Raw genomic sequence first — 25,940 nt, forward strand, 5'->3', positions numbered from 1 at the left:
TTCGAGGGGTGACCACAGAAGCACCAGTCGCCGCCGGCCGAATCGTTTTGCTCACCGCAAGCCACCGCGTCGCGCCCGGGCTGCTGTCCTGGCCCGCGTGGCAGACGCTGCGGGCCGCCGACCGGGTGCTCTGTGCCGACGAGGCCCATCCCCAGCTGCCGTATCTCCGCGAGGCCGGTGTCGTCGTGGAGATAGCGGCCGTCACCGCGCAGGAGCTGGTCGACGCCTGCGCCGGGGGCACCTCCCAGGCCGAAGGCTCTGGGGAAGGCCGCACCGTCGTGGTCGTCCCCTCCGGCGAGGGTGATACGGCCCTGACCGACGGGCTCGCCCGGCTCGCCGGCTCCGGACGCGTGCAGATGCCGGACCTGGAGCTGCTCCCCGGCTCGTACGACCTGCCCGGCGCCCGGCTCCTCGACCTCGTCCAGGTCATGGACCGGATCCGCGCCGAGTGCCCCTGGTCGTCGACCCAGACCCACACGGGCCTCGCCAAGTACGGCATCGAGGAGGCGTACGAACTCGTCGAGGCGATCGAGGACGGCGACCGCGACGAGCTGCGCGAGGAGCTCGGGGACGTACTCCTGCAAGTCGTGTTCCACGCGCGCATCGCGCAGGAGGACGAGCACGAGCCGTTCTCCATCGACGACGTCGCCGGGACGATCGTCGAGAAGCTGATCCACCGCCACCCGCACGTCTTCGGCGACGAGCGCGCCGAGACACCCGAGGACGTGAAGGAGCACTGGCTCCGCACGAAGGCGATCGAGAAGCAGCGCGACTCCGTGACGGACGGCGTGCCGCTGGGCCAGCCCGGTCTCGCTCTCGCCGCGAAGCTCGCGAGCCGGGTCCGCAGCGCCGGCCTCGACGTCCCGCTCCCCGCCGGCTCCGGCATCGGCTACGAACTGCTCGCCCTCGCCGTCCGGGCGGAGGCGTCCGGCACCGACCCGGAGGCCGCCCTGCGGGCCGCGGGCCGCGCCTACCGGGACGCGATCCGCGCCGCCGAGGGGCAGGAGTGAGCGCTCAGCCCGAGCTGTTCACCTGGCAATTCGCCACCGACCCCTACCCCGCCTACGCGTGGCTCCGGGAAAACTCGCCGGTCCACCGGACCACCCTCCCCAGCGGGGTCGAGGCATGGCTGGTGACGCGGTACGCCGATGCCAAGCAGGCCCTCGCCGACCAGCGGCTCAGCAAGAATCCCGTGCACCACGACGAGCCCGCCCACGCCAAGGGGAGGACGGGGATCCCCGGCGAGCGCAAGGCCGAGCTGATGACCCATCTGCTGAACATCGACCCGCCGGACCACACCCGGCTGCGGAGGCTGGTGTCGAAGGCGTTCACGCCGGGTCGGGTCGCCGAATTCGCCCCCCGGGTACAGGAGTTGACCGACCGGCTCATCGATGGGTTCGAGGCGAAGGGGGAGGCGGACCTGATTCATGAGTTCGCGTTCCCCCTCCCCATCTATGCCATCTGCGACATGCTCGGCGTCCCGCGCGAGGACCAGGACGACTTCCGCGACTGGGCCGGAATGATGCTGCGACATTTCAAGCCGGGCCACCCCGGCGGGCCGCGCGGCGGCGTCGCCCGTTCGGTGAAGAAGATCCGGGGGTATCTCGCGGAGTTGATCCACCGAAAGCGGGAGGAGCCCGGGGACGACCTGATCTCGGGGCTGATCCGGGCCAGCGACCACGGCGAGCACCTCACAGAGAACGAGGCCGCCGCCATGGCCTTCATCCTTCTCTTCGCGGGTTTTGAAACCACCGTGAACCTGATCGGCAATGGGGTGTACGCCCTGCTTCGTCATCCGGAACAGCGGGAGCGGCTCCAGGCGTCACTCGCCGCAGGGGAGACCGAGCTGCTGGCCACCGGTGTCGAGGAACTCCTGCGCTACGACGGCCCCGTGGAGCTCGCCACCTGGCGGTTCGCCACCGAGGAGCTCGTCGTCGGCGGGCAGCGGATCGCGGCGGGCGATCCCGTGCTGGTCGTACTCGCCGCCGCCGACCGGGACCCGGAGCGGTTCGCCGACCCGGACACCCTCGATCTGTCCCGGCGCGACAACCAGCACCTCGGATACGGGCACGGCATCCACTACTGCCTCGGCGCGCCGCTCGCGCGTCTTGAGGGGCAGACCGCGCTCGCCACGCTGCTCAGGAGAATGCCGGACTTGCGGCTTGCGGGTGATCCAGCCGATTTGCGGTGGCGTGGGGGTCTCATTATGCGCGGATTGCGCACTCTGCCGGTTGAGTTCACCGCTCGACAGAACTGACGCATTGTCAAGTCTGTGACTTTCACGTGATCTCCGCTGCATCGACTTGTGACTTACGTTCGATTGCGGCTACGTTCACCGTCGTCTCAGCAGTCGCGTGAAAGGCAACCGCATGCGTTCCGGGAACGGGCGACACCGCCGACCTCGTCAAGCTCCGGCCATTGTCGTCGCGGCAGGGGTGACGGGATCGGCCATCGCGATCCCCCTTCTCGGCGCCGGATCGGCCTCCGCCGCCGACGCCTCCACGTGGGACCGCGTCGCGGAGTGCGAGAGCGGCGGCATGTGGAGCGCCGACCTCGGCAACGGTCACTACGGCGGGCTGCAGTTCTCGCCGGAGACCTGGCAGGACTTCGGTGGTACGGCGTACGCGCCCCGCGCCGACCTTGCCAGCCGCTCGCAGCAGATAGCGGTCGCCGAGAAGGTCCTCGACGCGCAGGGCCCCGCGGCGTGGCCCGGCTGCGCGGCACTCGCCGGGCTGAAGAACGACGGCGCCGCGACCGGCGTCGACCCGGGCGTCGCGCCGTCGCCAGAGCAGAGCGCCCCGGTCGAGTCGCTCGTACCCACGAAGCCCTCGGCTCAGCCCACCACGGCGGCGTCTGCCGAGCCGTCCGCGGATCCGGCCGAGCCCGCCGAGCCGGCGAACACGGACGGGACGCCGGACGCCGACAGTGGCGGCAAGCACCGTGGCGAGGCCGCCCCGGAGGAGACCGAGCCGGGCAATACGGACAATGAGCGCGAAGCGGGGCGTCATGCCTCGCGAGGTGACGGTTCGGCACGCGACAATGCGGGCAACCCGGATGAGGTGGGCGAGGCGGGCAAAGCGGACGCCGCACCCGGCGAATACACCGTCCGGCCGGGCGACAGCCTGTGGACCATCGCCGACAAGCAGAAGCTCTCCGGGGGCTGGGCCGAGCTCTATGAGGCGAACCGGGGGACCGTCGGTGCCGACCCCGACCTCATCCTTCCTGGCCAGAGCCTCGATGTGGACCTGAAGTAGGGGTAATTCGCTGGCAGTTCACGGCCAGTTCGCGGGCTTATGTCCGAGTCTGTGCAAGTGAGACATGAGTCTCTTTGTCCCAACTGCCGTGACTTGCCCGGCGGAACCACTCATTCCGCCCCTCACCTGCGAAAACGGTAGTGGCCGGAGTGGCGAGATGGGCGATTTCTCCCCGATGTTCCTCCTTTGAACATCGGGGAGAGGTGTGTTTACGGTCTGAACCGCTCGCCACCGCGGGCGCCGCTGACCGTCACGCCAAATCCTGCCGACGGCCGGGGGAGCAGTCGTCGCGCAGAGCGCCGAAGGCAGGAGCGGGGGACCCAAGGTAAGCGCCGGCCCCGGCCGTTGAGATCGACGGCTCCAACCGGCTTGGGGTGAAGTCGCGCACGACGCGCGGCCGGGCAACTCGTCCCCTGGTTCCTAACGGAACCGGGGACTCTTCATCGGCCCGAACCCGACAGCTCACCTCGTAGGCGTCGGTGAGGAGAAGTTCCATGCTGCTTTCCGGCAAGGGCAAGCACCGTCGCCCGTCCAAAGCCACTCGTTTCGCCGCGATCGCCGGCGTCACCGGCGCGGCCGTCGCCGCCCCGCTCCTCGGCGCCACCTCGGTGTCCGCCGCGACCGCCTCCGAGTGGGACCAGGTCGCCCAGTGCGAGTCCGGCGGCAACTGGTCCATCAACACCGGCAACGGCTACTACGGCGGCCTGCAGTTCTCGGCCTCCACCTGGGCCGCGTACGGCGGCACGCAGTACGCCGCGAGCGCTGACCAGGCCTCCAAGACCCAGCAGATAGCGGTCGCCGAGAAGGTCCTGGCCGGCCAGGGCAAGGGCGCATGGCCGAACTGCGGCGTCAACCTGTCGGGCGCCGCGTACGACGGCGGCTCCGCCGCCGCGGCCACCACGCCGCCGGCGCAGCCGGAGCGCGCCGAGGTTCCCACCACCCGCTCCGAGCGCCCCGCCGCCCCGGCGAAGTCCGCGAAGCCCGCCGCGAAGGCCAAGAGCTTCAAGAAGGGCGACGGCGAGTACAAGGTCAAGGCCGGCGACACCCTCGGCAAGATCGCCGAGACCGAGAAGGTCAAGGGCGGCTGGCAGAAGCTGTTCGACCTCAACAAGGACATCATCGACGACGCGGACGTCATCTACCCGGGCCAGCAGCTCCACCTGAGCTGACCCGGCTCCGCCCGAGCCGGCTGACCCCCCGGCTCCGCCCGAGCTGACCCCCGGGCCCCAGAGCACCCCGGTCCGGCGCGCTTTCCCCCGAACGCGCCGGGCCGGGGTTCTGCCTTGTCACTGCCTGTTCATGCCCTTTTCCGTCCCAGCGGGCGGGCACCGGCCGACCGATGCCCCGGAGCCGGTTAGGCTCTTGTCGCAAGGCCGAGGAGACCCTGCACTGCGCTGCACTGCGCTGCACTGCTGGCGTCCCACTGCTTGCGTCACATTTAGCGTCACATCCCAGAAGGAGATGCTCGTGCCGTCCATCGACGTCGTCGTAGCCCGGGAAATCCTGGACTCCCGAGGCAACCCCACGGTCGAGGTCGAGGTTGGCCTCGACGACGGCAGCACGGGTCGTGCTGCTGTTCCGTCCGGCGCCTCCACCGGTGCGTTCGAGGCTCTTGAGCTCCGCGACGGTGACCAGAACCGCTACCAGGGCAAGGGCGTCGAGAAGGCCGTCCTCGCCGTCATCGAGCAGATCGGCCCGGAGCTCGTCGGGTACGACGCCACCGAGCAGCGCCTGATCGACCAGGCGATGTTCGACCTGGACGCCACCCCGGACAAGTCCTCGCTCGGAGCCAACGCGATCCTCGGCGTCTCCCTCGCCGTGGCGCACGCCGCCTCCGAGGCCTCCGATCTGCCGCTCTTCCGCTACCTGGGCGGCCCGAACGCGCACCTGCTGCCCGTTCCGATGATGAACATCCTGAACGGCGGCTCGCACGCCGACTCCAACGTGGACATCCAGGAGTTCATGATCGCGCCGATCGGCGCCGAGTCCTTCTCCGAGGCCCTGCGCTGGGGCACCGAGGTCTACCACACCCTCAAGAAGGTCCTGAAGCAGAAGGGGCTCTCCACCGGCCTGGGCGACGAGGGCGGCTTCGCGCCGAACCTCGACTCCAACCGCGCCGCCCTCGACCTGATCCTCGAGGCCATCAAGGAAGCCGGCTACGCCCCCGGCAAGGACATCGCGCTCGCGCTCGACGTCGCCGCGTCCGAGTTCTACAAGGACGGCTCGTACGAGTTCGAGGGCAAGTCCCGCTCGGCCGCCGAGATGACCGAGTACTACGAGGAGCTCGTCGCCGCGTACCCGCTCGTCTCCATCGAGGACCCGCTGTTCGAGGACGACTGGGCCGGCTGGAAGGTCCTCACCGACAAGCTGGGCACCAAGGTCCAGATCGTCGGCGACGACCTCTTCGTCACCAACCCGGAGCGCCTGGCCCGCGGCATCGACGAGGGCGCCGCGAACGCCCTGCTCGTCAAGGTCAACCAGATCGGTTCGCTGACCGAGACCCTGGACGCCGTCGAGCTGGCCCAGCGCAGCGGCTTCAAGTGCATGATGTCGCACCGCTCCGGCGAGACCGAGGACGTCACCATCGCCGACCTGGCCGTCGCCACCAACTGCGGCCAGATCAAGACCGGCGCCCCGGCCCGCTCCGAGCGCGTCGCCAAGTACAACCAGCTGCTGCGCATCGAGGAGATCCTCGACGACGCCGCGGTGTACGCGGGCCGCTCGGCGTTCCCGCGGTTTCGCGCCAACTGACGCGAACTGATACGCACAGCAAGGGCTGACGCTCTCGCTTACATACGTCCCCGGCCGCGGTCCCGTACCGTGTCCGGGGACGTACGTACGTATCGGGGAGGCGGGACATGGCCGGGAAGGACCGCGACCGGTTCTCCACCACGACCAGGATTCGGCTGCTCGGCGAGCAGACCGCCGCCCGCGTCTACCGTTCGCAGAGCCGCAGGCAGGCCCGCCGCTCCCGGCTCACCGGCCGTGCGGCCTTCCTGGCCCTGGTGGTCTGCTCGCTGGCCGTCGCGCTCGCGTACCCGATGCGGCAGTACGTCTCTCAGCGCGCCGACATCGCCGAGCAGCAGCGCCGGATGTCGGACGCCAAGCAGCAGGTCGAGCGGCTGAGGGACGAGAAGGCGCGGCTCCAGGACGACATGTACATCCGGCGTCTCGCCCGCGAGCACCTGCATCTCGTGCTGCCGGGAGAGACCGGCTACATCATGATCGACCCCGAGGCCGCCGAGCAGCGCCGTACCGAAGAGGGGGCGACCGACCGCCCCTGGTACTCGAACGTCTGGGACGGCGTCGACAACGCCGACCGCAGCAAGTAGCAGGCACGCAAGCGGCAGCCACACAGAAGCACCGCTGGAACCAAGTAGAACCAAGGCAGGCATGGAAACGCCCCCTCCCACCACCGCCCCGACCGAGCCCACCGACGCGGACATCGCCGCGTTCAAGCAGCAGCTCGGCCGTCCGCCGCGCGGGCTGCGCGCCATCGCGCACCGCTGCCCGTGCGGTCAGCCCGACGTCGTCGAGACCGCGCCGCGGCTCCCCGACGGCACCCCCTTCCCGACGCTGTACTACCTGACCTGCCCGCGGGCCGCCTCGGCGATCGGCACGCTGGAGGCCAACGGCGTGATGAAGGAGATGACCGAGCGGCTCGCGACCGACCCGGAGCTGGCAGCCAAGTACCGCGCCGCCCACGAGGACTACATCGCACGCCGCGACGCCGTCGAGGTGCTCGAGGGCTTCCCGAGCGCGGGCGGCATGCCCGACCGGGTGAAGTGCCTGCATGTCCTGGTCGGCCACTCGCTCGCGGCGGGGCCCGGCGTCAATCCGCTGGGCGACGAGGCGATCGCGATGCTGCCCGAGTGGTGGCGCAAGGGCCCGTGCGTAGCGCCGTGTGAAGAAGGGGACGAGAAGTGACCCGGGTCGCCGCCGTCGACTGCGGTACGAACTCCATCAGGCTGCTCGTCGCCGACGCCGATCCGGCCACCGGCGAGCTGGTCGACCTCGACCGGCGGATGACGATCGTCCGGCTCGGCCAGGGCGTGGACCGGACCGGGCGGCTCGAACCCGAGGCGCTGGAGCGGACCTTCGCGGCCTGCCGCGAGTACGCCGCCGTGATCGAGAAGCACGGCGCGCAGAGGATCCGCTTCGTGGCCACCTCGGCCTCGCGCGACGCGTCCAACCGGGACGACTTCGTCCGCGGAGTGCTCGACATCCTGGGCGTCGAGCCCGAGGTGATCACCGGGGACAGGGAGGCGGAGTTCTCCTTCACCGGCGCCACGAAGGAGCTGCCCGGCCATGAGGAGCGCCTGGTGGTGGACATCGGCGGCGGCTCGACCGAGTTCGTCGTCGGCCATGACGAGGTCGAGGCCGCGCGGTCCGTGGACATCGGCTGCGTACGGCTGACCGAGCGGCACATCCGGCACGATCCGCCGACGCCCGAGGAGGTCGCCGCGATGCGCGCCGACATCGAGGCCGCGCTCGACCTCGCCGAGGAGACCGTCCCGATCCGCGAGGCGCAGACGCTGGTCGGCCTGGCCGGGTCGGTGACGACGGTGGCGGCGATCGCGCTCGGTCTCGACGAGTACGACTCGACCAGGATCCACCACTCGCGGATCCCGTATTCCCAGGTCAAGGCGGTCAGCGACGCGCTCCTGAAGGCCGGCCACGAGCAGCGCGCCGGGTACCCGCCGATGCATCCGGGACGGGTGGACGTCATCGGTGCCGGGGCGCTCGTACTGCTGGCGATCATGGAGCGGATCGGGGTGCCGGAGGTGGTCGTGAGCGAGCACGACATCCTTGACGGGATCGCCTGGTCGATCGCTTAGAAGCGGCCTCGGAACGAACTTCGTGAAGTTCTTCACAAGGAAAAGGCCCATGGGGACTGCTGCGGGGGGCCGAAAGGCCCCTCCGGCCCGTCCGCCCCGCCCGGCGGGGGGCATTTCGGGCGGTGCGGGGCCCGTTACGAGGGTGTGGACCGAGCCCGCTGGTTCATCCGCGGGAGGTCCCTTATGAGCAGCTCACAAGGGGTGAAGAAGGTGTCCGCCGATACCGTGGTTCCCCGGTCGGGTCATGACCTCGATCACGTGGGCCGCGCAGTGTAGCAGAGGTGTGTCGACACCTTGTGAAGGGGCTCACGAGCGACCCCCCTGAGGGGGGTGGATACTCGATGGCATGAGCACCACGGAGCGTCCCAGGATCCTCGTTGTAGGCGGTGGGTACGTAGGCCTGTACGCAGCTCGTCGCATTCTGAAGAAGATGCGCTATGGCGAGGCGACCGTCACGGTCGTCGACCCGCGCTCGTACATGACGTACCAGCCCTTCCTCCCCGAAGCTGCCGCCGGCAGCATCTCGCCTCGGCATGTCGTCGTCCCGCTGCGACGCGTGCTGCCCAAGGCTGAGGTGCTCACCGGCCGGGTCACCACCATCGATCAGGACCGTAAGGTCGCCACGATCTCGCCGCTGGTCGGCGAGGCGTACGAGCTGCCCTTCGACTACCTGGTCGTCGCGCTCGGCGCGGTCTCCCGGACCTTCCCGATCCCCGGCCTCGCCGAGCAGGGCATCGGTATGAAGGGCATCGAGGAGGCCATCGGCCTGCGCAACCACGTACTGGAGCAGCTCGACAAGGCCGACTCGACGACCAATGAGGAGGTCCGCCGCAAGGCGCTGACCTTCGTCTTCGTGGGCGGCGGCTTCGCCGGTGCGGAGACCATCGGTGAGGTGGAGGACCTGGCGCGCGACGCGGCCAAGTACTACACCAGCGTCAAGCGCGAGGACATGCGCTTCATCCTGGTCGACGCGGCCGACAAGATCCTTCCCGAGGTCGGTCCGAAGCTGGGCAAGTACGGCAAGGAGCACCTCGAGGGCCGCGGCATCGAGATCTACCTGTCGACCTCGATGGACTCCTGCGTGGACGGCCACGTGGTGCTGAAGAACGGCCTCGAGGTCGACTCCAACACCATCGTGTGGACGGCCGGCGTGAAGCCGAACCCGGCGCTGGCGCGCTACGGCCTGCCGCTCGGCCCGCGCGGCCATGTGGACTGCACCGACAAGCTCCAGGTCCGGGGCACCGACTACATCTGGGCCGCGGGCGACAACGCGCAGGTTCCGGACATGGCGGCCCGCAAGGCCGGTGCCGAGAACGCCTGGTGCCCGCCGAACGCCCAGCACGCGCTGCGTCAGGCCCGGGTCCTCGGCGACAACGTCATCTCCGGCATGCGGGGCTTCCCGCAGAAGGAGTACAGCCACGCCAACAAGGGTGCGGTGGCCGGACTCGGCCTGCACAAGGGCGTCGCGATGATCGTCATGGGCAAGGTGAAGATCAAGCTCAAGGGCCGTCTGGCGTGGTACATGCACCGTGGCTACCACGGCATGGCGATGCCGACGTGGAACCGTAAGATCCGGGTCTTCGCGGACTGGACGCTGGCGATGTTCCTCAAGCGCGAGGTGGTCTCGCTGGGCGCGATCGAGACGCCGCGCGAGGAGTTCTACGAGGCGGCCAAGCCGGCTCCGGCGGCGGCAGTGCCCGCCCAGGAGAAGGCGAAGGCCTCCTAGCTCCGGGCAAGTTCGCGTGAGGGGCCGTCCGCCATCCGTGGTGCGGGCGGCCCCTTCGCTGTGTCCGGGCTCGCCCGTGCGCCCGGACGTGCGGCCGTTCGGCAAGATACATGCGACGAGCACGTATTTTGCCTGGGCATTGCGCGCCGCCGGGAAGCACGCACAGTGGTCGGATTGTTCTCAGGAGTGCATCACGCTTGCCACCGCGGCGTGGTGCAGGAGCATTTCTGGGATCCATCGTCATGGAGGTGTGCGCCATGGGCGACGCCGCGCTGCGGCTGACCACTCTTGCCGAGGAGTTGCTCGGGACCCCGCTCCCGGTCCGTATCCGGGCCTGGGACGGTAGTGAAGCCGGGCCTCCGGGCGCTCCTGTACTCGTCGTCCGGCACCGCCGCGCCCTGCGCCGGTTGCTGTGGCGGCCCGGGGAGCTCGGGCTCGCCCGCGCCTGGGTGGCCGGCGAGATCGATGTCGACGGCGATCTGTACCACGCCCTCGATCTGCTGGCCGGGCTGCTCTGGCAGCGCGGAGACGACGCCGAGGACAGCGGCAACCCGCTTCTCGACCCCAGGGTGCGCGCCGGCGCCCGCGGGCTGCTGAAGATCGGCGGGGCGCTGCCCCCGCCGCCCCCGCCGCCCGAGGAAGTCCGGCGGCGCGCCGGGCCGTTGCACACCAAGCTTCGTGACAAGAGGGCCATCAGCCACCACTACGACGTAGGCAACGACTTCTACGCACTCGTCCTCGGGCCTTCCATGGTCTACTCCTGCGCGTACTGGCAGGACGGCGGCACCCTCGAGGACGCGCAGCGCGACAAGCTCGACCTCGTCTGCCGCAAGCTCGCCCTCACGTCAGGCGACCGGCTCCTGGACGTCGGCTGCGGCTGGGGCTCCATGGCGATCCACGCCGCCCGCGAGTACGGCGTCCAGGTCACCGGCGTCACCCTCTCCCGCGAGCAGGCCGCCTACGCCCGCAAGCGCATCGCAGAGGAGGGCCTCACCGACCGGATCGAGATCCGCGTTCAGGACTACCGGGACGTCAGGGACGGTCCGTACGACGCCATCTCCTCCATCGGCATGGCCGAACACGTCGGCCAGGTCCGCTACACCAAGTACGCAGACCAGCTGTTCTCGCTCCTCAAGCCCGGCGGCCGGCTGCTCAACCATCAGATCGCCCGCCGCCCCGAAAGAGACGAATCCGCCTACCGCGTCGATGAGTTCATCGACCGGTACGTCTTCCCCGACGGCGAGCTCGCTCCCCTCGGCCGTACCGTCGCCACCCTCGAGGAAGCCGGTTTCGAGATCCGCGACGTCGAGTCGATCCGCGAGCACTACGCCCTCACCCTGCGCCGCTGGGTCGCCAACCTGGAGGCGAACTGGCGCCAGGCCGTGCGGCACAGCTCGCCGGGCCGGGCCCGCGTCTGGCGGCTCTACATGGCCGCGTCCGCGGTCTCCTTCGAGCGGAACAGGATCGGCGTCAACCAGATCCTGGCCGTGAAGACCCCGGAGGGCGGTGAGTCGGGGCTGCCGCTACGGGCCCGCGACTGGCGCTGAGGCCCGGCGCTGACCGCGTACGCGAAGGGCCCCGCGACCGACTCCCTGTCGCGGGGCCCTTCACATCCCGTACTGCTACTCCGTCTTGATGGCCGTCAGCATGTTCAGCTTCGCCGCGCTGCGCGCCGGCCACAGCGAGGCCAGCACCCCGACCACTCCGGCGAGCAGCAGGAAGATCCCGATCCGGTCCCACGGCACGACCAGCGCGTACCCGGGGATGTCCGCCTTGATCGTCTCGCCCACGGCCCAGGCCAGGAAGGAGCCGAGCCCGACGCCGATCACCGCGCCGAAGAGCGAGATCACCACCGCCTCCAGGCGGATCATGCGCTTGACCTTGCGGCGGTCGAGGCCGATCGCCCGCAGCATGCCGATCTCCTGCTGACGCTCGAAGACGGACATCGCGAGGGTGTTGATGACACCGAGCACCGCGATGATCAGGGCCATCGCCAGCAGTCCGTACATGATGTTCAGCATCGTGTTGATCATGCCGCCGAACATGTTCCGGATGTCCTGCCGGTCCATGATGCTCATCGCCGGGTTGTCACCCAGCGCGTCCACCAGCGCCTGCTCGTTCGCCTGGCTCGCCCCGCCGTCCATCTTCACCCAGACCTCGGGGATGTACGGCTCCGGGTCGTAGGGAGCGACCAGCGACGTCGACACCAGGACCGGCTCGAGGAACTCGTTTGCCTCGTAGACCGCGCCGACCGTCAGGGTCTTCGTGTCGGCCTTGCCGCCCTCGCTGTCGCTGGGGAACGTCACCGGCACCGTGTCGCCGGCCTTCCAGCCCTCCTTCTTGGCCTTCTTCTCGTCGACCGCGATCTGGCCCTTGCCGAGCGTGGCCAAGGAGCCGGAGACCGTCTTCAGGTCGAAGACCTGCTCCACGTCCCCGGGGGTGACCGCGGAGGCGGAGTGGAACTCGTCCTTGATCTGCACCCCGGTGGACTGCGACGGGGAGATCGCGCTGACGCCCTTCGCCTTCTTCAGCGCGGCGACCGCCGACTTGTCGAGGCCGCCGCTGCCGCCCGCCATGGTGACCATGTAGTCGGCACGGAGGTTGTCCGTGGTCATCTTGTCGATGGCCTGGCCCAGCGTCACACCGATGACCGTGAGGCCGGTGACCAGGGTGAGGCCGATCGCCAGCGCCGAGGCGGTGGCTCCCGTACGGCGCGGATTGCGGACCGCGTTCTGTCCGGCCAGCTTGCCGGACACCCCGAACACCCGGTGCAGCAGCGGCCGAGCCAGCGCGATGACCGGACGGGACAGCAGCGGGATCAGCACGATGACGCCGATCAGCGTCAGGAAGGCACCGGCGCCGATCACCATCCGGCCCGTTCCCTTGCCGACCACCGCGCCTGCGACGATCGCCGCCGCACCGGCCAGCGTGATGACACTGCCGAGGGTGTTGCGCACGACCAGGGACTTGGTGGTCGCGGGCAGATGGGCGCTGCCCATCGCCGCCACCGGCGGGATCTTCGCGGCCCGGCGTGCGGGCAGCCACGCGGCGAACACGGTGACCAGTACACCGACGGCGAGCGCGGCGATGATCGCCGTGGGCGAGACGATCAGCGGACCGGCGGGCACCTTCGCGCCGAAGGAGCCCATCGCGGAACGCAGCCCCGTCGCCAGCCCGATACCGAGGACGAAGCCGATCACGGAGGCGAGCGCGCCGACCACCAGCGCCTCGAGCATCACCGAGCGCTTGACCTGTCGGCGCGACGCTCCGACGGCGCGCATCAGGGCCAGTTCCCTGGTGCGCTGGGCGACCAGCATGGTGAAGGTGTTGGCGATCAGGAAGATGCCGACGAAGAGTGCGATGGCCGCGAAGGCGAGCAGCATCGTGTTGAGGTTGGACAGGCCTTCCTCGATCTGGCGGGCCTGGTCGTCGGCGAGCTTCTTGCCGGTCTGCGCCTCGGCTCCCTGGGGCAGCAGCGGCTTGACCTCCTCCAGGATCTTCTGGTCGGAGGCGGCCGCGGTGGCGATGGTGACGTCCTCGAAGTAGCCGGGCTGCAGATAGAGCTTCTGGGCGACCGGAGTGCCGAAGAGGACGAGGCTGCCGCCCGCGTTGACGGCGCCGTCCTCCGTGGTGAAGACGCCGGAGAGGGTGTACTCCTTCACCGGGCCGTTGGTCGCCACCCGCACGGTGTCCCCGACCCGGTACTTGCCCTTGGCCGCGGAGTCCTTGTCGAGGGCGATCTGACTGTCCTTCACCGGGCCCGAGCCGTCGGTGAAGGTGTACGCGGCGTCCTTGCCGTCCTTGCCGGGGGCGAAGTTCGCGCCGGTGTTGGACCAGCCGTTGCCGATCAGCTTGCCGTCCTGGTCGGCGACCCCGGCGAAGCCGGAGACCCGTCCGGTGGCCTCGGCGACGCCGTCCAGACCCCGGATCTTCTCCAGCGTCCTGGTGTCGATGTTGGTGTTCTTCGGGTCGCTCTGGTCGGCGTAGGTGGTGACGGCGACCGCGACATTGTCGTAGCTCTTGGCCGACTGCTTGCGGTAGGCGTTGCCGAGGGTGTCGGTGAAGACCAGGGTGCCGGAGACGAAGGCCACGCCGAGCATCACGGCGAGCACGGTCATCAGCAGCCTGGCCTTGTGCGCGAGCACATTGCGCAGGGCGGTACGGAACATGTCTGTATCAGTCCTGGGGTGAGAGCCGGAGGGTGGGGAACAGCGGTCGTTCAGCTGGTCCGGCCCTTGGCGTCGAACTCCTTCATCCGGTCGAGGACGCCGTCGGCGGTGGGGTGCAGCATCTCGTCGACGATCCGGCCGTCCGCCAGGAAGATCACCCGGTCGGCGTAGGAGGCGGCCACCGGGTCGTGAGTGACCATGACGACGGTCTGACCGAGCTCACGTACGGAGTTGCGCAGGAAGCCCAGGACCTCCGCGCCCGAACGCGAGTCCAGGTTTCCGGTCGGCTCGTCACCGAAGATGATCTCCGGCTGCGAGGCGAGGGCGCGGGCGACGGCGACGCGCTGCTGCTGGCCGCCGGAGAGCTGGGTGGGGCGGTGGCTGAGCCGGTCCTGCAGGCCGACCATCTCGATGACCTGCTGCAGCCACTGCTTGTTGGGCTTACGGCCCGCGATGTCCATCGGGAGGGTGATGTTCTCCAGACCGGTCAGCGTCGGCAGCAGGTTGAACGCCTGGAATATGAAGCCGATCTTGTCCCGGCGGAGCTGGGTCAGCTGCTTGTCCTTGAGGGAGCCGAGCTCGGTCTCACCGATCCGTACGGACCCGGAGCTGAAGCTGTCCAGGCCGGCCACGCAGTGCATCAGCGTGGACTTGCCGGAGCCTGAGGGGCCCATGATCGCGGTGAACTCCGCCTGCCGGAAGTCCACGGTGACACGGTCGAGCGCGACCACCTGGGTCTCGCCCTGTCCGTACACCTTGGACAGATCCGTGGCGCGGGCGGCCACTGCGGTGGCGCGGTGAGCGAGGGGCATGGTGGTCACGAGTGGGCACTCCTGTCGCGGTGATGTGCGGGACGAGACCATCCTGTCCGCCGTCCGGCGGCGAGTCGTCAATCCCGGTGCCCGTTCCAGTGGCCCTCTTCAGTCGGACCGCAGAGCCCGATCGTCCTCCTTTGGTATGACGCCTGCCCTGAGATCCGGTGAGGGGTCGAGGGGTGGTCGAGGAGCGGTGGAGGGGTGGTCGAGGGGCGGTGGAGGCGGGCGGCGACTTTCCGTCATTCCCGGGCACGGGCTGTGGTGGCCACGGGCCCGGTGGGGCGGGTACGAATGCCCCTTACCTGCACTGACGCACCCTCAGAAGCCAGTAAAATAAGACAACATCGGGCCACTGGCCCCGCGGGCGGGGGGATCTACCCGGATAGGCTCAAGTGCCAACGCGAACCCGCGCGCCACGCCCGGATGGTGGAATGCAGACACGGCGAGCTTAAACCTCGCTGCCCCTCGGGGGCGTACCGGTTCAAGTCCGGTTCCGGGCACCACACCGCCCTTTTGCGCCTGCCGGTGCCGTCCCGGCGGACGCCGTCCTGTCACGATCGTGGAAAGATCCTCCCCGAGCACTAGGGTGCTTCTTTTGCTCGCGCATTACTCTTGACTTCAAGGCCGCGCAGGGCGGCCATGGAGGAGTGAGATGAGGAGCAGTAACCCGGTCTTCTCGCGACGGGGGTTCAGCCGCGACAATGGCTACGCGGGGTTCAACGCGCAGCAGCCGCAGGCCGGGGGCCCCGCCGTAGGAAACAACCCCTACGCCCAGGGCGCGCCCGCCCCGTACGCGACCAACCCGTACGCACCCGCGGACACGCAGTCCGGCGCGGGCCCGCAGGCCCCCGCTCGCCCCAATGTGATGACCATCGACGACGTCGTGGCGCGCACCGCCATGACGCTCGGCACGGTCGTCCTCACCGCCGTACTCTCCTGGGTCCTGCTGCCCGTCGACGAGGCCAACATCGGCAAGTCGTACGGCATCGCGATCGGCGCGGCCCTGGTGGCCATGGTCCTTTCGCTCGTTCAGGCCTTCAAGCGCAAGCCGGTGCCGGCGCTGATCCTGGCGTACGCCGCCTTCGAGGGTGTCTTCCTCGGAGTGATCTCCAGCGCGGTCAGCACCTACATCAGCCCGGGCACAGTGATGCAGGCGGTGCTCGGCACCATGTGCGTCTTCGCCGGTGTGCTCATCGCCTACAAGACCCGGCTCATCCGGGTCAACCGCCGCTTCTACGGCTTTGTGATGGCCGCGGCCATGGGCTTCATCCTGCTCATGGTGGTCAACCTGCTGTTCGCCGTCATCGGCGGCGGTGACGGCCTCGGCTTCCGCAGCGGCGGCCTCGGCATCCTCTTCGGTGTCATCGGCATCATCCTCGGTGCGTGCTTCCTGGCCCTCGACTTCAAGCAGGTCGAGGACGGGCTCGCGTACGGCGCTCCGCGCGAGGAGTCCTGGCTGGCGGCCTTCGGCCTCACCCTGACCCTGGTGTGGATCTACCTGGAGATGCTGCGGGTGCTGTCGATCCTCAACGGCAACGACTGACCGTCCGGGACCAGCAGGTCCAGGACCGGCCGTCCAGGCCGTGACGAAGGGCCCACGGGCATCGCCCGCGGGCCCTTCGGCGTCTCGGGACCTAGAGCAGTTTGCGCGCGGCGCGCCTCAGGTCGTACTCATGGATGATCGCTTTGGCATGCCCGTACGCGAGGTTGTGCTCGCTCCGGAGCCAGCTGACCTTCTCCTCGAAGCGGAAGAGGGAGGGGCCTTCATCGACGGTGCGCAACCAGTCGGAAATTTCACGACCGGTGCAGTGCGGAATTCGGGAGAGCAGGTTGCGATGGGTCTCTTCGGAGAAGACTTGGGACATCGGCGCCTCCGGACGCTTCGCGCGTGTGGTCCTTCACGCCACCGTGCCTGAGCGTTCGCGTATTGGCAACAGTGCGGGGGTGGCGCGTAGGGTCGCGGAGTGCTTGAAACGACTGAGCTGACGGCCGCTGTCGACCGCTTCGCCGACCGTCTGCGGGCCGCTCCGCAGAGCCGTCTGAACCGGGGTGCGGCGGCCGAAGGGCTTGCGCTGGCCAGGGAGTTGGCGGTGCGTGCCCAGCGGATCGAGGCCCCCGGTCAGGCGCCGCGGATCATGCCTGAGGCGGGCCTGTTCGCAGTCGCGGATCAACTTGAAGTCGCCGGACATGATTTGGCCGAAGCGTTGCGAACGGCCCCGTCCGGGTCCCTGAGGGAGGTGGACGAGGCCGTGGGTCTCGTTGAAGCTGCCGCCCGGCGGGCGGGTCTGTAGAGCCCGCAGGGCGGGTCTACAGCGACGCGATGACGCGGTCCGCGAGGATGTAAATGCTCTCCTCGCCGCACGCGAACGTCAGGGCGTACGCGCCCGCGACGCCGGAGCCGCCCAGCAGCACCGGGATGTCCCCGCCGCGCAGCGCCTCGGCGAGCTGCTCGGCGGTCTCGCGGTGACCGGGAGTCATACAAAGCGTAGTGCCATCTGCGAAGACGTACACATCGAGCGTGCCGAGCGGTCCCGGCCGTACGTCGGCGAGGGCGGTGCGCATCTCGGCGAGCTCCTCGAGGCGCGCCACGGTGCGCTCGTGGTCGGTGACCACCGGGGTCTGTACCGGGACGAAGTCCGGGTGCGAGGGATGGCGGCGGCGGGCCGCGGCCAGCTCGGGGGAGTCCTCGGCGAACTCCGTCACCTCGGGCAGGTCCGCCAGCTCGTCGAGCGCCTCGGCCGCATCGAAGTCCATCGCCTCAAGGGCGGCGAAGTCGGACTGGCGCGGGACGTAGAAGGGCGGCAGCTCGTCGCCCGGGGCGGACAGGCCGCCCAGCAGGGAGGGAGCGTCCGCCGCGTCGCGGGACTCCTGCGCCGCCCAGAAGGCGCGCGCTTCCGCCAGTTCGCGCTCCCGCTCCTCGGCGAGCGCCTCGGCGACGGCGGCGCGTATCTCGGCAGCCGGGGCGGTGCGGGCCTGCGGTACGGAGGCGATGCGGCTGGTGCCGTGCGCGGTGACCAGTTCGGTGCGCAGGGCCGTGACCTGCTTACGGAGCCCGTGGGCGGCGTGCAGGGCAGCGGCACCCACGGCCGTGGCTGCGGCCGTGGTCAGCAGCAGGGCAAGAGACATGGCGCTCACTGACTTACTCCCGGTTTCACTCGATCCCCCCGACTTCCTACATCAGCTTGCGGTCAGCGCGCGCCCCCTGTCAGTGCATTACGTCACGAATTGGACAGGACTTTGTGTCCCGTGTTTAGCGTGAATGCAGTGCTGACCTGGGGAAAGAGCTCTCCCCCAGGAGATAGGTCACATCCTGGGGGAGATTCGGTCACGACTCGAGTTCCGCGCGGGCCCGAAAGCTCTAAGAGAGGCGCTCGATGACCATGGCCATGCCCTGGCCACCGCCCACGCACATCGTCTCCAGCGCGAACTGCTTGTCGTGGAACTGGAGGCTGTTGATCAGGGTGCCGGTGATCCTGGCGCCCGTCATGCCGAAGGGGTGCCCGACGGCGATGGCGCCGCCGTTGACGTTCAGCTTGTCCAGGTCGACGCCCAGGTCGCGGTAGGACGGGATGACCTGTGCGGCGAAGGCCTCGTTGATCTCGACCAGGTCGATGTCGCCGATGGTCAGCCCGGCGCGGGACAGCGCCTGCTTGGAGGCCTCGACGGGGCCGTAGCCCATGATCTCGGGGGAGAGTCCGGAGACGCCGGTGGAGACGATGCGGGCCAGCGGGGTCAGGCCCAGCTCACGGGCCTTGGTGTCGGACATGATCACGAGGGCGGCGGCGCCGTCGTTCAGCGGGCAGCAGTTGCCGGCGGTGACCAGGCCGTCGGGGCGGAAGACGGGCTTGAGGCCCTGGACGCCCTCGAGGGTGACGCCCGCGCGCGGGCCGTCGTCCTTGGAGACGACGGTGCCGTCGGGGGTGGTGACCGGGGTGATCTCGCGCTCCCAGAAGCCGTTCTTGATGGCTTCCTCCGCGAGGTTCTGGGACCGCACGCCGAACTCGTCCATGTCCTGGCGGGTCACGCCCTTGAGCCGGGCCAGGTTCTCGGCGGTCTGGCCCATCGAGATGTACGCGTCCGGGACGAGGCCGTCCTCGCGCGGGTCGTGCCAGTCGGCGCCCTCCTGCTCGGCGCGGGCGGCGGTACGTGCCTCGGCCTCGGCGAAGAGCGGGTTGTGGGTGTCGGGCAGCGTGTCGGAGTTGCCCTTGGTGCTGCGGGAGACGGTCTCGACGCCGGCGGATATGAAGACGTCGCCCTCGCCGGCCTTGATGGCGTGCAGCGCCATGCGGGAGGTCTGGAGGGAGGAGGAGCAGTAACGGGTGATGGTGCAGCCCGGGAGGTGGTCCATCCCCATCTGCACGGCGACGATGCGGCCGAGGTTGTGCCCCTGCTCGCCGCCGGGCAGGCCGCAGCCGAGCATCAGGTCGTCGATGTCCCTGGGGTCGAGCTCGGGGATCTTGGCGAGCGCGGCCTGGATGATCGTGGCGGTCAGGTCGTCGGCGCGCAGCTCCTTGAGGGAGCCCTTGAAGGCCCGGCCGATGGGGGAGCGGGCAGCAGAGACGATCACGGCTTCGGGCATCACGCGGCTCCATGAGGGGCGAGGCGGTAGGGCAGGACTGTCTGGGAAGTTACCCGCCCGTATCGCTGGGGTCACGGGCCGGGTCGTGTGATGCGGACCTCTTTTCTAAGCGATCGCTCAGCTCCTCCAGTATGCGCCGACGCCGCGCGGGGCGAAGGCGGCCGCTTCGGGCCGCGGAGCACGCATCGCCCGCGCCGCCCCTTCGCAGCGGTGCCGCCGCGCCGCCTTCGCCGTGGCGCCGTCCGCGCCGCCGCGCTACGCCCGCCGTACTTCCGACGGTGACGGCGGCGGCGACGGCGAGGGTGCCGGTTCCGTCGTCGGGGACGGCTCCGGGAGGCGACGGCGGCGACGGTGCTTCAGGAGCGCCCACGGGGCCCTCGCGCCCGTGACCTCCGTACCCGCCTCCGCAGCTGCCGTGGCCGCCGCCCGCGCCACCGGAAGCATGTCCTCGTCGCGGTCCGCGTCCAGGCGGTCGGTCTCCGGCCACAGGCCCAGCACCGCGCACAGAGTCGGCAGCATCGCCATCGCCGCCGTCGCGTAGCCCTCCGCCGACGGGTGGTAGTTGTCCGCGCCGAACATCTCCCGCGGGTTCGCCGCGAACTCCGGGCCCAGCAGGTCGCCCAGCGAGACCGTACGGCCGCCCTGCTCCACCACCACGATCGTCTGCGCAGCCGCCAGCTGGCGTGAGACCCGGCGGGCCAGATAGCGCAGCGGCTGGTACACCGGCTCGATGGTGCCCAGATCAGGGCAGGTGCCCACCACCACCTCCGCGCCCGCTGTACGCAGCCTGCGCACGGCGGAGGCGAGCAGCCGGACAGAATGCGTGGGCGGCATCCGGTGCGTGACGTCATTCGCGCCAATCATGATCACGCAGACGTCCGGCGTACGGGACCGGTCCGCGAGCAGCACCGTGACCTGGCGCTCCAGATCGGTCGACTGCGCGCCCGGCAGGGCCACATTGCGCACCTCCACCGGCCGCTCGGCCACGGCCGAGAGTCCGGACGCGAGCAGCGCCCCCGGCGTCTGGCCCGCCCTGCGTACGCCCTGCCCCGCCGCCGTGGAGTCCCCGAGCACGCCGAGGAGCAGCGGATCGCTGTGCCCGAAGGCCAGTCCGTACAGGCCGTCACCGCGCGGCGGGAGCGGGGCCGTGCCCCCGCCCACCGATCGTTTCGCCAACTGGACCTCCGCCAGCACCAGCCCCACGGCCGCCGCTCCGAGCAGCCCGATGCTGCCGCCGCCGTAGGCCGCGCCAGCGGCGATGCGTCGTGCCACCCTCGCCCTCGACACAGTCCGAGCCACCTCCTCGTAGCCGCCTCGTAGCTCTGCGTAGCAGCACTACGTCGTCATCAGCTAACTGCCCCGTGGCTACCGTCGCCCAATCACACGCTGCTCCGCTTACGCTGGCCGCATCACTACGGAGATCCCGGAGAACATTGTGCGCATCCACAACTCGATGATCAGTCTCGTCGGCAATACCCCGCTGCTGAGGCTGAACAACGTCACCGCAGGCATCCAGGCGACCGTCCTGGCGAAGGTTGAGTACTTCAACCCCGGTGGGTCGGTCAAGGACCGGATTGCCCTGCGCATGATCGAAGCCGCGGAGGAGAGCGGAGCGCTGCAGCCCGGCGGCACGATCGTCGAGCCGACCAGTGGGAACACCGGCGTCGGTCTCGCCATCGTGGCCCAGCAGAAGGGCTACAAGTGCATCTTCGTCTGCCCGGACAAGGTGTCCACGGACAAGATCAACGTGCTGCGTGCGTACGGCGCAGAGGTCGTCGTCTGCCCCACGGCCGTCGACCCCGAGCACCCCGACTCGTACTACAACGTCTCCGACCGGCTGGTACAGGAGACGCCCGGCGCCTGGAAGCCCGACCAGTACTCCAACCCGAACAACCCGCGCTCGCACTACGAGACCACCGGTCCCGAGCTGTGGGACCAGACGGACGGGCGGATCACCCACTTCGTCGCGGGCGTCGGCACCGGCGGCACGATCTCCGGCACCGGCCGCTACCTCAAGGAGGCCAGCGACGGCAAGGTCAAGGTCATCGGCGCCGACCCGGAGGGCTCCGTGTACTCCGGCGGCTCCGGCCGGCCCTACCTCGTCGAGGGCGTCGGTGAAGACTTCTGGCCGTCCGCGTACGACCGGACCGTGACCGACGAGATCGTCGCCGTGTCCGACAAGGACTCCTTCCAGATGACGCGTCGGCTCGCCAAGGAGGAGGGCCTGCTCGTCGGCGGGTCCTGCGGCATGGCGGTGGTCGCGGCGCTGCGCGTGGCCGAGGGGCTCGGCCCGGACGACGTGGTGGTCGTGCTGCTGCCGGACAGCGGCCGCGGCTACCTCTCCAAGATCTTCAACGACGAGTGGATGGCGGACTACGGCTTCCTGGAGGACTCGGGCCCCGCCGCGCGCGTCGCGGACGTGCTGCGGCACAAGGAGGGCGGCAAGATCCCGAGCCTGGTGCACATGCACCCGGAGGAGACGGTCGGCGAGGCGATCGAGGTGCTGCGGGAGTACGGCGTCTCCCAGATGCCGATCGTGAAGCCGGGCGCCGGTCACCCGGACGTGATGGCCGCAGAGGTCATCGGCTCGGTCGTCGAACGGGAGCTGCTGGACGCGCTGTTCGCGCAGCGCGCCTCGCTGGGCGACCCGCTGGAGAAGCACATGAGCGCGCCGCTCCCGCAGGTGGGCTCGGGCGAGCCGGTCGGCGACCTGATGTCGGTGCTCGGCGCGGCGGACGCGGCGATCGTGCTGGTGGAGGGCAAGCCGACGGGTGTGGTGAGCCGTCAGGACCTGCTGGCGTTCCTCGCAGGCGGCGGCAAGTAGCAGCCGGGGCACGGGAGTTCACGCGGAGCGCGACCGGGGAACTCCCCGGTCGCGCTCCCGGGTGCAGCCCCCGCTGCGCCTTCCGGGGTGTCCCCCGGCACCCGCGGAGACTCTGGTCGCGAAAACGGTACGAGCGCGACACGTAGGCGCAGCACCCGCTTAACACGCGTCCGGCACATTGGTGGATGTCGGCAGGGGGCCCGGGCAGGGATCCCGGCCGGCACCCAATGCGGCGTCTAGGACCTCCGGAGCGGCTCCCGGACCTCCCAAGACGCCCTGGACGCGGAGACCGGCCCTGACCCGGGACCGTGTCCCACGCGGGGACCGCCGTCGTCCCGCCCCCCGGTTCGCCGGGGGTGCGGCGGTCCCCGCGCACAGCTCACCTTTTGCGCCTGAACCGGCGCCGCTCTCGCGGACGTGGTTGCTCGCCGTCCGGGTTCCTCGATCAATGGTTGCGGTGATCGTCGTTTCACCCGGCAGGCGTGCGGGGAGCCGCTACTCCTCCCAGTCGGACTTCTCGCGCCGCCCGCGCATCCACGGCCAGCCCCGCGCCGCATGCACCGCGTTCACTCCGACGATGCCGAACCAGGCGACGACCAGGCCCGGCAGGTCGGCATTGACCACGGCGATCGCCGAGAGCGGGACGGCGAGGATCATCGAGACGATCCCGAAGCCGAAGCGCTCCCCGAAATTGGCCTCCGCGGACTGCGGCGGGCGGGCGCCCCGGGCGACCACCATCTGCTGTTCGGCGAGCTGGCGCCGGACACGGCGGTCCACCGTGCCGTCGAGGCGCTGCTCGACCTTCTCCAGAAATGATTCGACGAGCGCGGAGTCGTACTCTTCCCCCAGCTCACGGCGGGCGTGCAGGGTGGCGTCGAGCTCCTTTTTGAGCTCAGGGTCGCGGGCTTCCATAACGGTTCACGCTACGGGCGGCCGGCAGCCGCGTCAGTGGGGCTAGCCCCACTGTTTTCACCTGGGGTACCTGGGGGGCCTGGGGGCCCTACTCGGCGAGGCCGTGCTGCTTGGCCCAGGCGTTCGCGACGTCCTCCGGGTCCTTCTTGTCCTTGTCGACCTGCCGGTTGAGCTCGGTCAGCTGCTCCGTGGTCAGTACGGCGCCGAGGGGGTGATACCGCCGTCGGCCATCTCCAGGGTGAAGTCGTGGACCGCCGTCGTGCCGTTGGGGAAGCGCTCCGGGGGTCCGGGGGTGTCCCCCCGGAAAGGCACAGCACTGCTTCGAATTTGATCATCAGTCGTCCCTTGCCCGGCCTGCATATAGTCATGCAGAGTTCTCGGTATCTGAATAAGTTGTCAATGCCCCGGGGTGAATCACTGGTTGCGGATGCTCGAAGGCAAGACGAACCGTCCGAAAAGGAAGGGTTTGCGCATGATGTCGTCCCACATGGTGGACTCGCCCACCGGCATCGTGATCCTCGACGGCCAGAGCCTCCCCGTCGCGGACATCGTCCGGCTGGCCGACGGCGCGGCCCGTCCCGTACCCGGCTCAGAAGCGATCAAGCGCGTCGAGGCCGCCTGGGACGCCGCGCGGGAGCTCGCCGCGTCCGGCCGCGTCTACGGGCGCTCCACCGGCGTCGGCGCCAACCGGAACGAGGACGTGCCCACCGGTGCCGCCGCCGACCACGGGCTGCGGCTGCTGCGCTCGCACGCCGGCGCGATCGGCGATCCGCTGCCCGCCCGCGAGGTCCGCGCCATGCTGGCCGTACGGGCGAACCAGCTGCTCGCGGGCGGCGCCGGACTGCGGCCCGGCGTCGTCACCGCGCTCTGCGAGGCGCTGGAGAGCGGCGCGTACCCGGTCGTCAACGAGTTCGGCTCGGTCGGCACCGGCGACATCGCGGCCCTCGCGCAGATGGGGCTCGCACTCGCCGGCGAACAGCCCTGGAATCTCGAGGCGGGAGGCCCGGCCCCGGAGGCGCAGGCCCTCGACAACAACGACGCCCTCGCCCTGATCAGCTCCAACGCCCTCACCCTCGGCCAGGCCGCGCTCGCCCTCGACGAGCTGAGCGCGCTCGTCTCGGCCACCGAACTGGTCGCCGCCCTCTCGCTGCTCGCGGTCGACGGCTCCTACGAGGCCTACGCAGAACCCGTGCACGCGGCCCGCCCGCACCCCGGCACGTACGCCGTCGCCGCACGGATGCGCCGGCTGCTCGGCGCGCCCGAGCGGCCGACCCCGCCGCTGGGCCGGATCCAGGACCCGTACGGATTCCGCTGTCTGCCGCAGATCCACGGGCCCGCGCAGGACGCGGCGGACGCGCTGGAGCGGACCCTCGCCGTCGAGATCAACGCGGCCGCCGAGAACCCCCTGATCCGGGCCACGGACATGGCCGCATACCACCACGGCGGCTTCTACATGGCACAACTCGCCCTGGATCTGGACCACTTCAGACTCGCCGTCACCCAGACCGCGCGGCTGTCCACCTCCCGGCTCTCCGCCCTGAACGAGCCCGCCTTCACCCGGCTGCGGCCCTTCCTCGCGGACGCGGAGGCCGCGAGCTCAGGCGTGATGATCCTCGAATACGCGGCCGGCGCGGCCCTCGGCGATCTGCGGGCCTTCTCCGCGCCCGCGTCGCTCGGCCACGCGGTACTGTCCCGGGGCGTCGAGGAGCAGGCCAGCTTCGCCTCGCTGGCCGCGCGTCAGACGCTGCGGGCGCAGGGCGCGTACCGGCTCGTCGTCGGGTGTGAACTCGTCGCGGCGGTACGGGCGTTGCGCCAGCGCGGACTGCGGCCCGACCCGGAACTCCCGGTGGGCCGCGCCTTCGAGCTCGCCGAGTCGGTCCTCGACGAGGACGTCGCCGACCGGCCGCTCACCGACGATGTGACGCGGGCGGCCGGGCTGCTCGACCGCTTCATGGACCTGATGAGGGACACGACGAGGGGGATGGCATGAACGACAGCCCTGCCGCGCGACTGCAGCAGCTTTTCGAGAGCCACCGGCTCACCCCGACGCAACGGCGGATCGCGCACAGCATGGTGCGGCGGGCGGCCGATGTGCCGTTCCTGTCCAGCGTCGAGCTCGCCGAACTGGCCGGTGTCAGCCAGCCGTCCGTCACCCGCTTCGCGGTCGCGCTCGGCTTCGACGGCTACCCGGCACTGCGCCGGCATCTGCGGGAGGTCGCGCCCGCTTCGAGCGAGGCGGGCCCGGACGCGTACAACGAGTACCAGCAGGCGGTGCACGCCGAGATCGAGAACCTGCGCCACCTGGCCGAACTGCTCGCCGATCCGTCCCCGGTGGAACGCGCGGGCCGGCTCCTCGCCGCGTCCCGCCCGCTCCTGGTACTCGGCCTGCGCGCCGCGTCCTCACAGGCCAGGGGCTTCGCGTACTTCGCGGCCAAGGTCCACCCCGACGTACGCCTGCTCGACGAGGGCGGCACGATGCTCGCCGACCGCATCGACGCGGCCCGCCGCGCGGGCGCGAGCGCCCTGTTGTGCTTCGCGCTGCCGCGGCACCCCAAGGAGGTAGTGGAGACACTGGCGTACGCACGCTCCGCGGGCCTGACGGTGGTGACCGTCGCGGATTCGGCCTTCGCCCCGGTGGCCGGCCACAGCGATCTGCTGATCCCGGCGGCGGTCGGCACGGGCCTGGCCTTCGACACGGCGTGCGCGCCGATGCTGCTGGGCCGGGTGCTGCTGGAGGCGATGTGCGACGACCTGCCGGACGCGCAGGCGCGCCTGGAGGAATTCGACGCGCAGGCGGCGGCGCGGGGCCTGTTCGTGGAGTAG

Annotated in this window: 22 protein-coding genes, 1 tRNA gene, 1 pseudogene and 1 riboswitch; of the genes and pseudogenes, 16 read left to right on the plus strand and 8 right to left on the minus strand. The window is 70.1% G+C overall.

Features of this window, described 5'->3' with window-relative positions:
- Positions 1-8: 8 nt before the first annotated feature.
- From ACFYWY_RS11800 to ACFYWY_RS11845, 10 genes are all read left to right on the plus strand, one after another.
- The gene (locus tag ACFYWY_RS11800) at positions 9-1,010 is read left to right on the plus strand and encodes a nucleoside triphosphate pyrophosphohydrolase (protein WP_389183511.1); all 1,002 of its coding nucleotides are present in this window, start codon (positions 9-11) and stop codon (positions 1,008-1,010) included.
- Positions 1,007-2,257, plus strand: a complete 1,251-nt coding sequence (locus ACFYWY_RS11805) for a cytochrome P450 (RefSeq protein ID WP_389183514.1) — start codon at positions 1,007-1,009, stop codon at positions 2,255-2,257. Before ACFYWY_RS11800 ends, ACFYWY_RS11805 begins: the two co-directional genes overlap by 4 nt.
- Before the next feature lie 112 nt (positions 2,258-2,369).
- Positions 2,370-3,254, plus strand: coding sequence for a transglycosylase family protein (locus ACFYWY_RS11810; protein WP_389183517.1), 885 nt, complete (start codon positions 2,370-2,372; stop codon positions 3,252-3,254).
- Positions 3,255-3,541: 287 nt separating this feature from the next.
- A riboswitch (cyclic di-AMP (ydaO/yuaA leader) is annotated at positions 3,542-3,745 on the plus strand.
- Positions 3,746-3,748: 3 nt separating this feature from the next.
- Positions 3,749-4,423 (plus strand): transglycosylase family protein, encoded by a 675-nt coding sequence (locus ACFYWY_RS11815; protein ID WP_389183520.1) that lies wholly within the window; start codon positions 3,749-3,751, stop codon positions 4,421-4,423.
- Positions 4,424-4,721: 298 nt separating this feature from the next.
- Complete coding sequence (gene eno, locus ACFYWY_RS11820; RefSeq protein WP_389183523.1) at positions 4,722-6,005, plus strand: phosphopyruvate hydratase; 1,284 nt, start codon at positions 4,722-4,724, stop codon at positions 6,003-6,005.
- Between the two features lie 107 nt (positions 6,006-6,112).
- A complete protein-coding gene (locus ACFYWY_RS11825; protein WP_389183526.1) occupies positions 6,113-6,586 on the plus strand; it encodes a septum formation initiator family protein in 474 nt (157 codons plus the stop codon).
- A gap of 61 nt (positions 6,587-6,647) precedes the next feature.
- Entirely contained in the window at positions 6,648-7,181 is a 534-nt protein-coding gene (locus tag ACFYWY_RS11830) for a DUF501 domain-containing protein (protein ID WP_389183529.1), read from the plus strand.
- Entirely contained in the window at positions 7,178-8,092 is a 915-nt protein-coding gene (locus ACFYWY_RS11835; RefSeq protein ID WP_389183532.1) for an exopolyphosphatase, read from the plus strand. The genes ACFYWY_RS11830 and ACFYWY_RS11835 overlap by 4 nt, the downstream gene beginning before the upstream one ends.
- 346 nt (positions 8,093-8,438) lie before the next feature.
- Entirely contained in the window at positions 8,439-9,818 is a 1,380-nt protein-coding gene (locus ACFYWY_RS11840; protein WP_389183535.1) for an NAD(P)/FAD-dependent oxidoreductase, read from the plus strand.
- A 257-nt stretch (positions 9,819-10,075) separates the two neighbouring features.
- Entirely contained in the window at positions 10,076-11,365 is a 1,290-nt protein-coding gene (locus ACFYWY_RS11845) for a class I SAM-dependent methyltransferase (RefSeq protein ID WP_389183538.1), read from the plus strand.
- 75 nt (positions 11,366-11,440) lie between these two features.
- Here the strand turns inward: ACFYWY_RS11845 and ACFYWY_RS11850 are convergent, their stop codons facing one another.
- Complete coding sequence (locus ACFYWY_RS11850) at positions 11,441-13,987, minus strand: ABC transporter permease (protein WP_389183541.1); 2,547 nt, start codon at positions 13,985-13,987, stop codon at positions 11,441-11,443.
- Between the two features lie 50 nt (positions 13,988-14,037).
- Positions 14,038-14,808, minus strand: coding sequence for an ABC transporter ATP-binding protein (locus tag ACFYWY_RS11855; protein ID WP_389183544.1), 771 nt, complete (start codon positions 14,806-14,808; stop codon positions 14,038-14,040).
- Positions 14,809-15,219: 411 nt separating this feature from the next.
- On the opposite strand from ACFYWY_RS11855, the gene ACFYWY_RS11860 reads away from it, so the two are divergent.
- Together ACFYWY_RS11860 and ACFYWY_RS11865 are read left to right on the plus strand one after the other, a co-directional pair.
- Positions 15,220-15,305 (plus strand) — tRNA-Leu (locus ACFYWY_RS11860).
- A 149-nt stretch (positions 15,306-15,454) separates the two neighbouring features.
- Positions 15,455-16,345 carry a Bax inhibitor-1/YccA family protein gene (locus ACFYWY_RS11865; protein ID WP_389183547.1) on the plus strand — a complete coding sequence of 297 codons (891 nt, stop codon included), beginning with the start codon at positions 15,455-15,457 and terminating at the stop codon, positions 16,343-16,345.
- A gap of 91 nt (positions 16,346-16,436) precedes the next feature.
- Here ACFYWY_RS11865 and ACFYWY_RS11870 read toward each other — a convergent pair whose 3' ends face one another.
- A complete protein-coding gene (locus ACFYWY_RS11870; protein WP_307662990.1) occupies positions 16,437-16,667 on the minus strand; it encodes a DUF4287 domain-containing protein in 231 nt (76 codons plus the stop codon).
- Between the two features lie 99 nt (positions 16,668-16,766).
- Here ACFYWY_RS11870 and ACFYWY_RS11875 point away from each other — a divergent pair, with 99 nt between their 5' ends.
- Positions 16,767-17,093: a hypothetical protein gene (locus tag ACFYWY_RS11875; protein WP_389183550.1), complete on the plus strand. Its 327-nt coding sequence runs from the start codon at positions 16,767-16,769 to the stop codon at positions 17,091-17,093.
- Between the two features lie 16 nt (positions 17,094-17,109).
- Here ACFYWY_RS11875 and ACFYWY_RS11880 read toward each other — a convergent pair whose 3' ends face one another.
- The 3 genes from ACFYWY_RS11880 to ACFYWY_RS11890 form a co-directional block, all read right to left on the minus strand.
- Positions 17,110-17,928, minus strand: coding sequence for a hypothetical protein (locus tag ACFYWY_RS11880; RefSeq protein ID WP_389183789.1), 819 nt, complete (start codon positions 17,926-17,928; stop codon positions 17,110-17,112).
- A gap of 232 nt (positions 17,929-18,160) precedes the next feature.
- Positions 18,161-19,381: an acetyl-CoA C-acetyltransferase gene (locus tag ACFYWY_RS11885; protein ID WP_389183553.1), complete on the minus strand. Its 1,221-nt coding sequence runs from the start codon at positions 19,379-19,381 to the stop codon at positions 18,161-18,163.
- A gap of 255 nt (positions 19,382-19,636) precedes the next feature.
- Positions 19,637-20,653 carry an SGNH/GDSL hydrolase family protein gene (locus ACFYWY_RS11890; protein WP_389183556.1) on the minus strand — a complete coding sequence of 339 codons (1,017 nt, stop codon included), beginning with the start codon at positions 20,651-20,653 and terminating at the stop codon, positions 19,637-19,639.
- A 163-nt stretch (positions 20,654-20,816) separates the two neighbouring features.
- Between ACFYWY_RS11890 and ACFYWY_RS11895 the strand changes: the two genes are divergently transcribed.
- Positions 20,817-22,205 (plus strand): cystathionine beta-synthase, encoded by a 1,389-nt coding sequence (locus ACFYWY_RS11895; RefSeq protein ID WP_389183559.1) that lies wholly within the window; start codon positions 20,817-20,819, stop codon positions 22,203-22,205.
- Positions 22,206-22,700: 495 nt separating this feature from the next.
- On the opposite strand, the gene ACFYWY_RS11900 is transcribed toward ACFYWY_RS11895, so the two are convergent.
- Together ACFYWY_RS11900 and ACFYWY_RS11905 are read right to left on the minus strand one after the other, a co-directional pair.
- Positions 22,701-23,117: a hypothetical protein gene (locus tag ACFYWY_RS11900; protein WP_389183562.1), complete on the minus strand. Its 417-nt coding sequence runs from the start codon at positions 23,115-23,117 to the stop codon at positions 22,701-22,703.
- A gap of 88 nt (positions 23,118-23,205) precedes the next feature.
- Positions 23,206-23,325, minus strand: a pseudogene (locus ACFYWY_RS11905) (glycine betaine ABC transporter substrate-binding protein); the annotation flags it as partial.
- A gap of 267 nt (positions 23,326-23,592) precedes the next feature.
- Here ACFYWY_RS11905 and ACFYWY_RS11910 point away from each other — a divergent pair.
- Positions 23,593-25,107 carry an aromatic amino acid ammonia-lyase gene (locus ACFYWY_RS11910; protein WP_389183791.1) on the plus strand — a complete coding sequence of 505 codons (1,515 nt, stop codon included), beginning with the start codon at positions 23,593-23,595 and terminating at the stop codon, positions 25,105-25,107.
- Positions 25,104-25,940, plus strand: a complete 837-nt coding sequence (locus ACFYWY_RS11915) for a MurR/RpiR family transcriptional regulator (RefSeq protein ID WP_389183564.1) — start codon at positions 25,104-25,106, stop codon at positions 25,938-25,940. Before ACFYWY_RS11910 ends, ACFYWY_RS11915 begins: the two co-directional genes overlap by 4 nt.

The sequence above is a fragment of the Streptomyces sp. NPDC002870 genome (assembly GCF_042888505.1).
Lineage (GTDB): Bacteria > Actinomycetota > Actinomycetes > Streptomycetales > Streptomycetaceae > Streptomyces.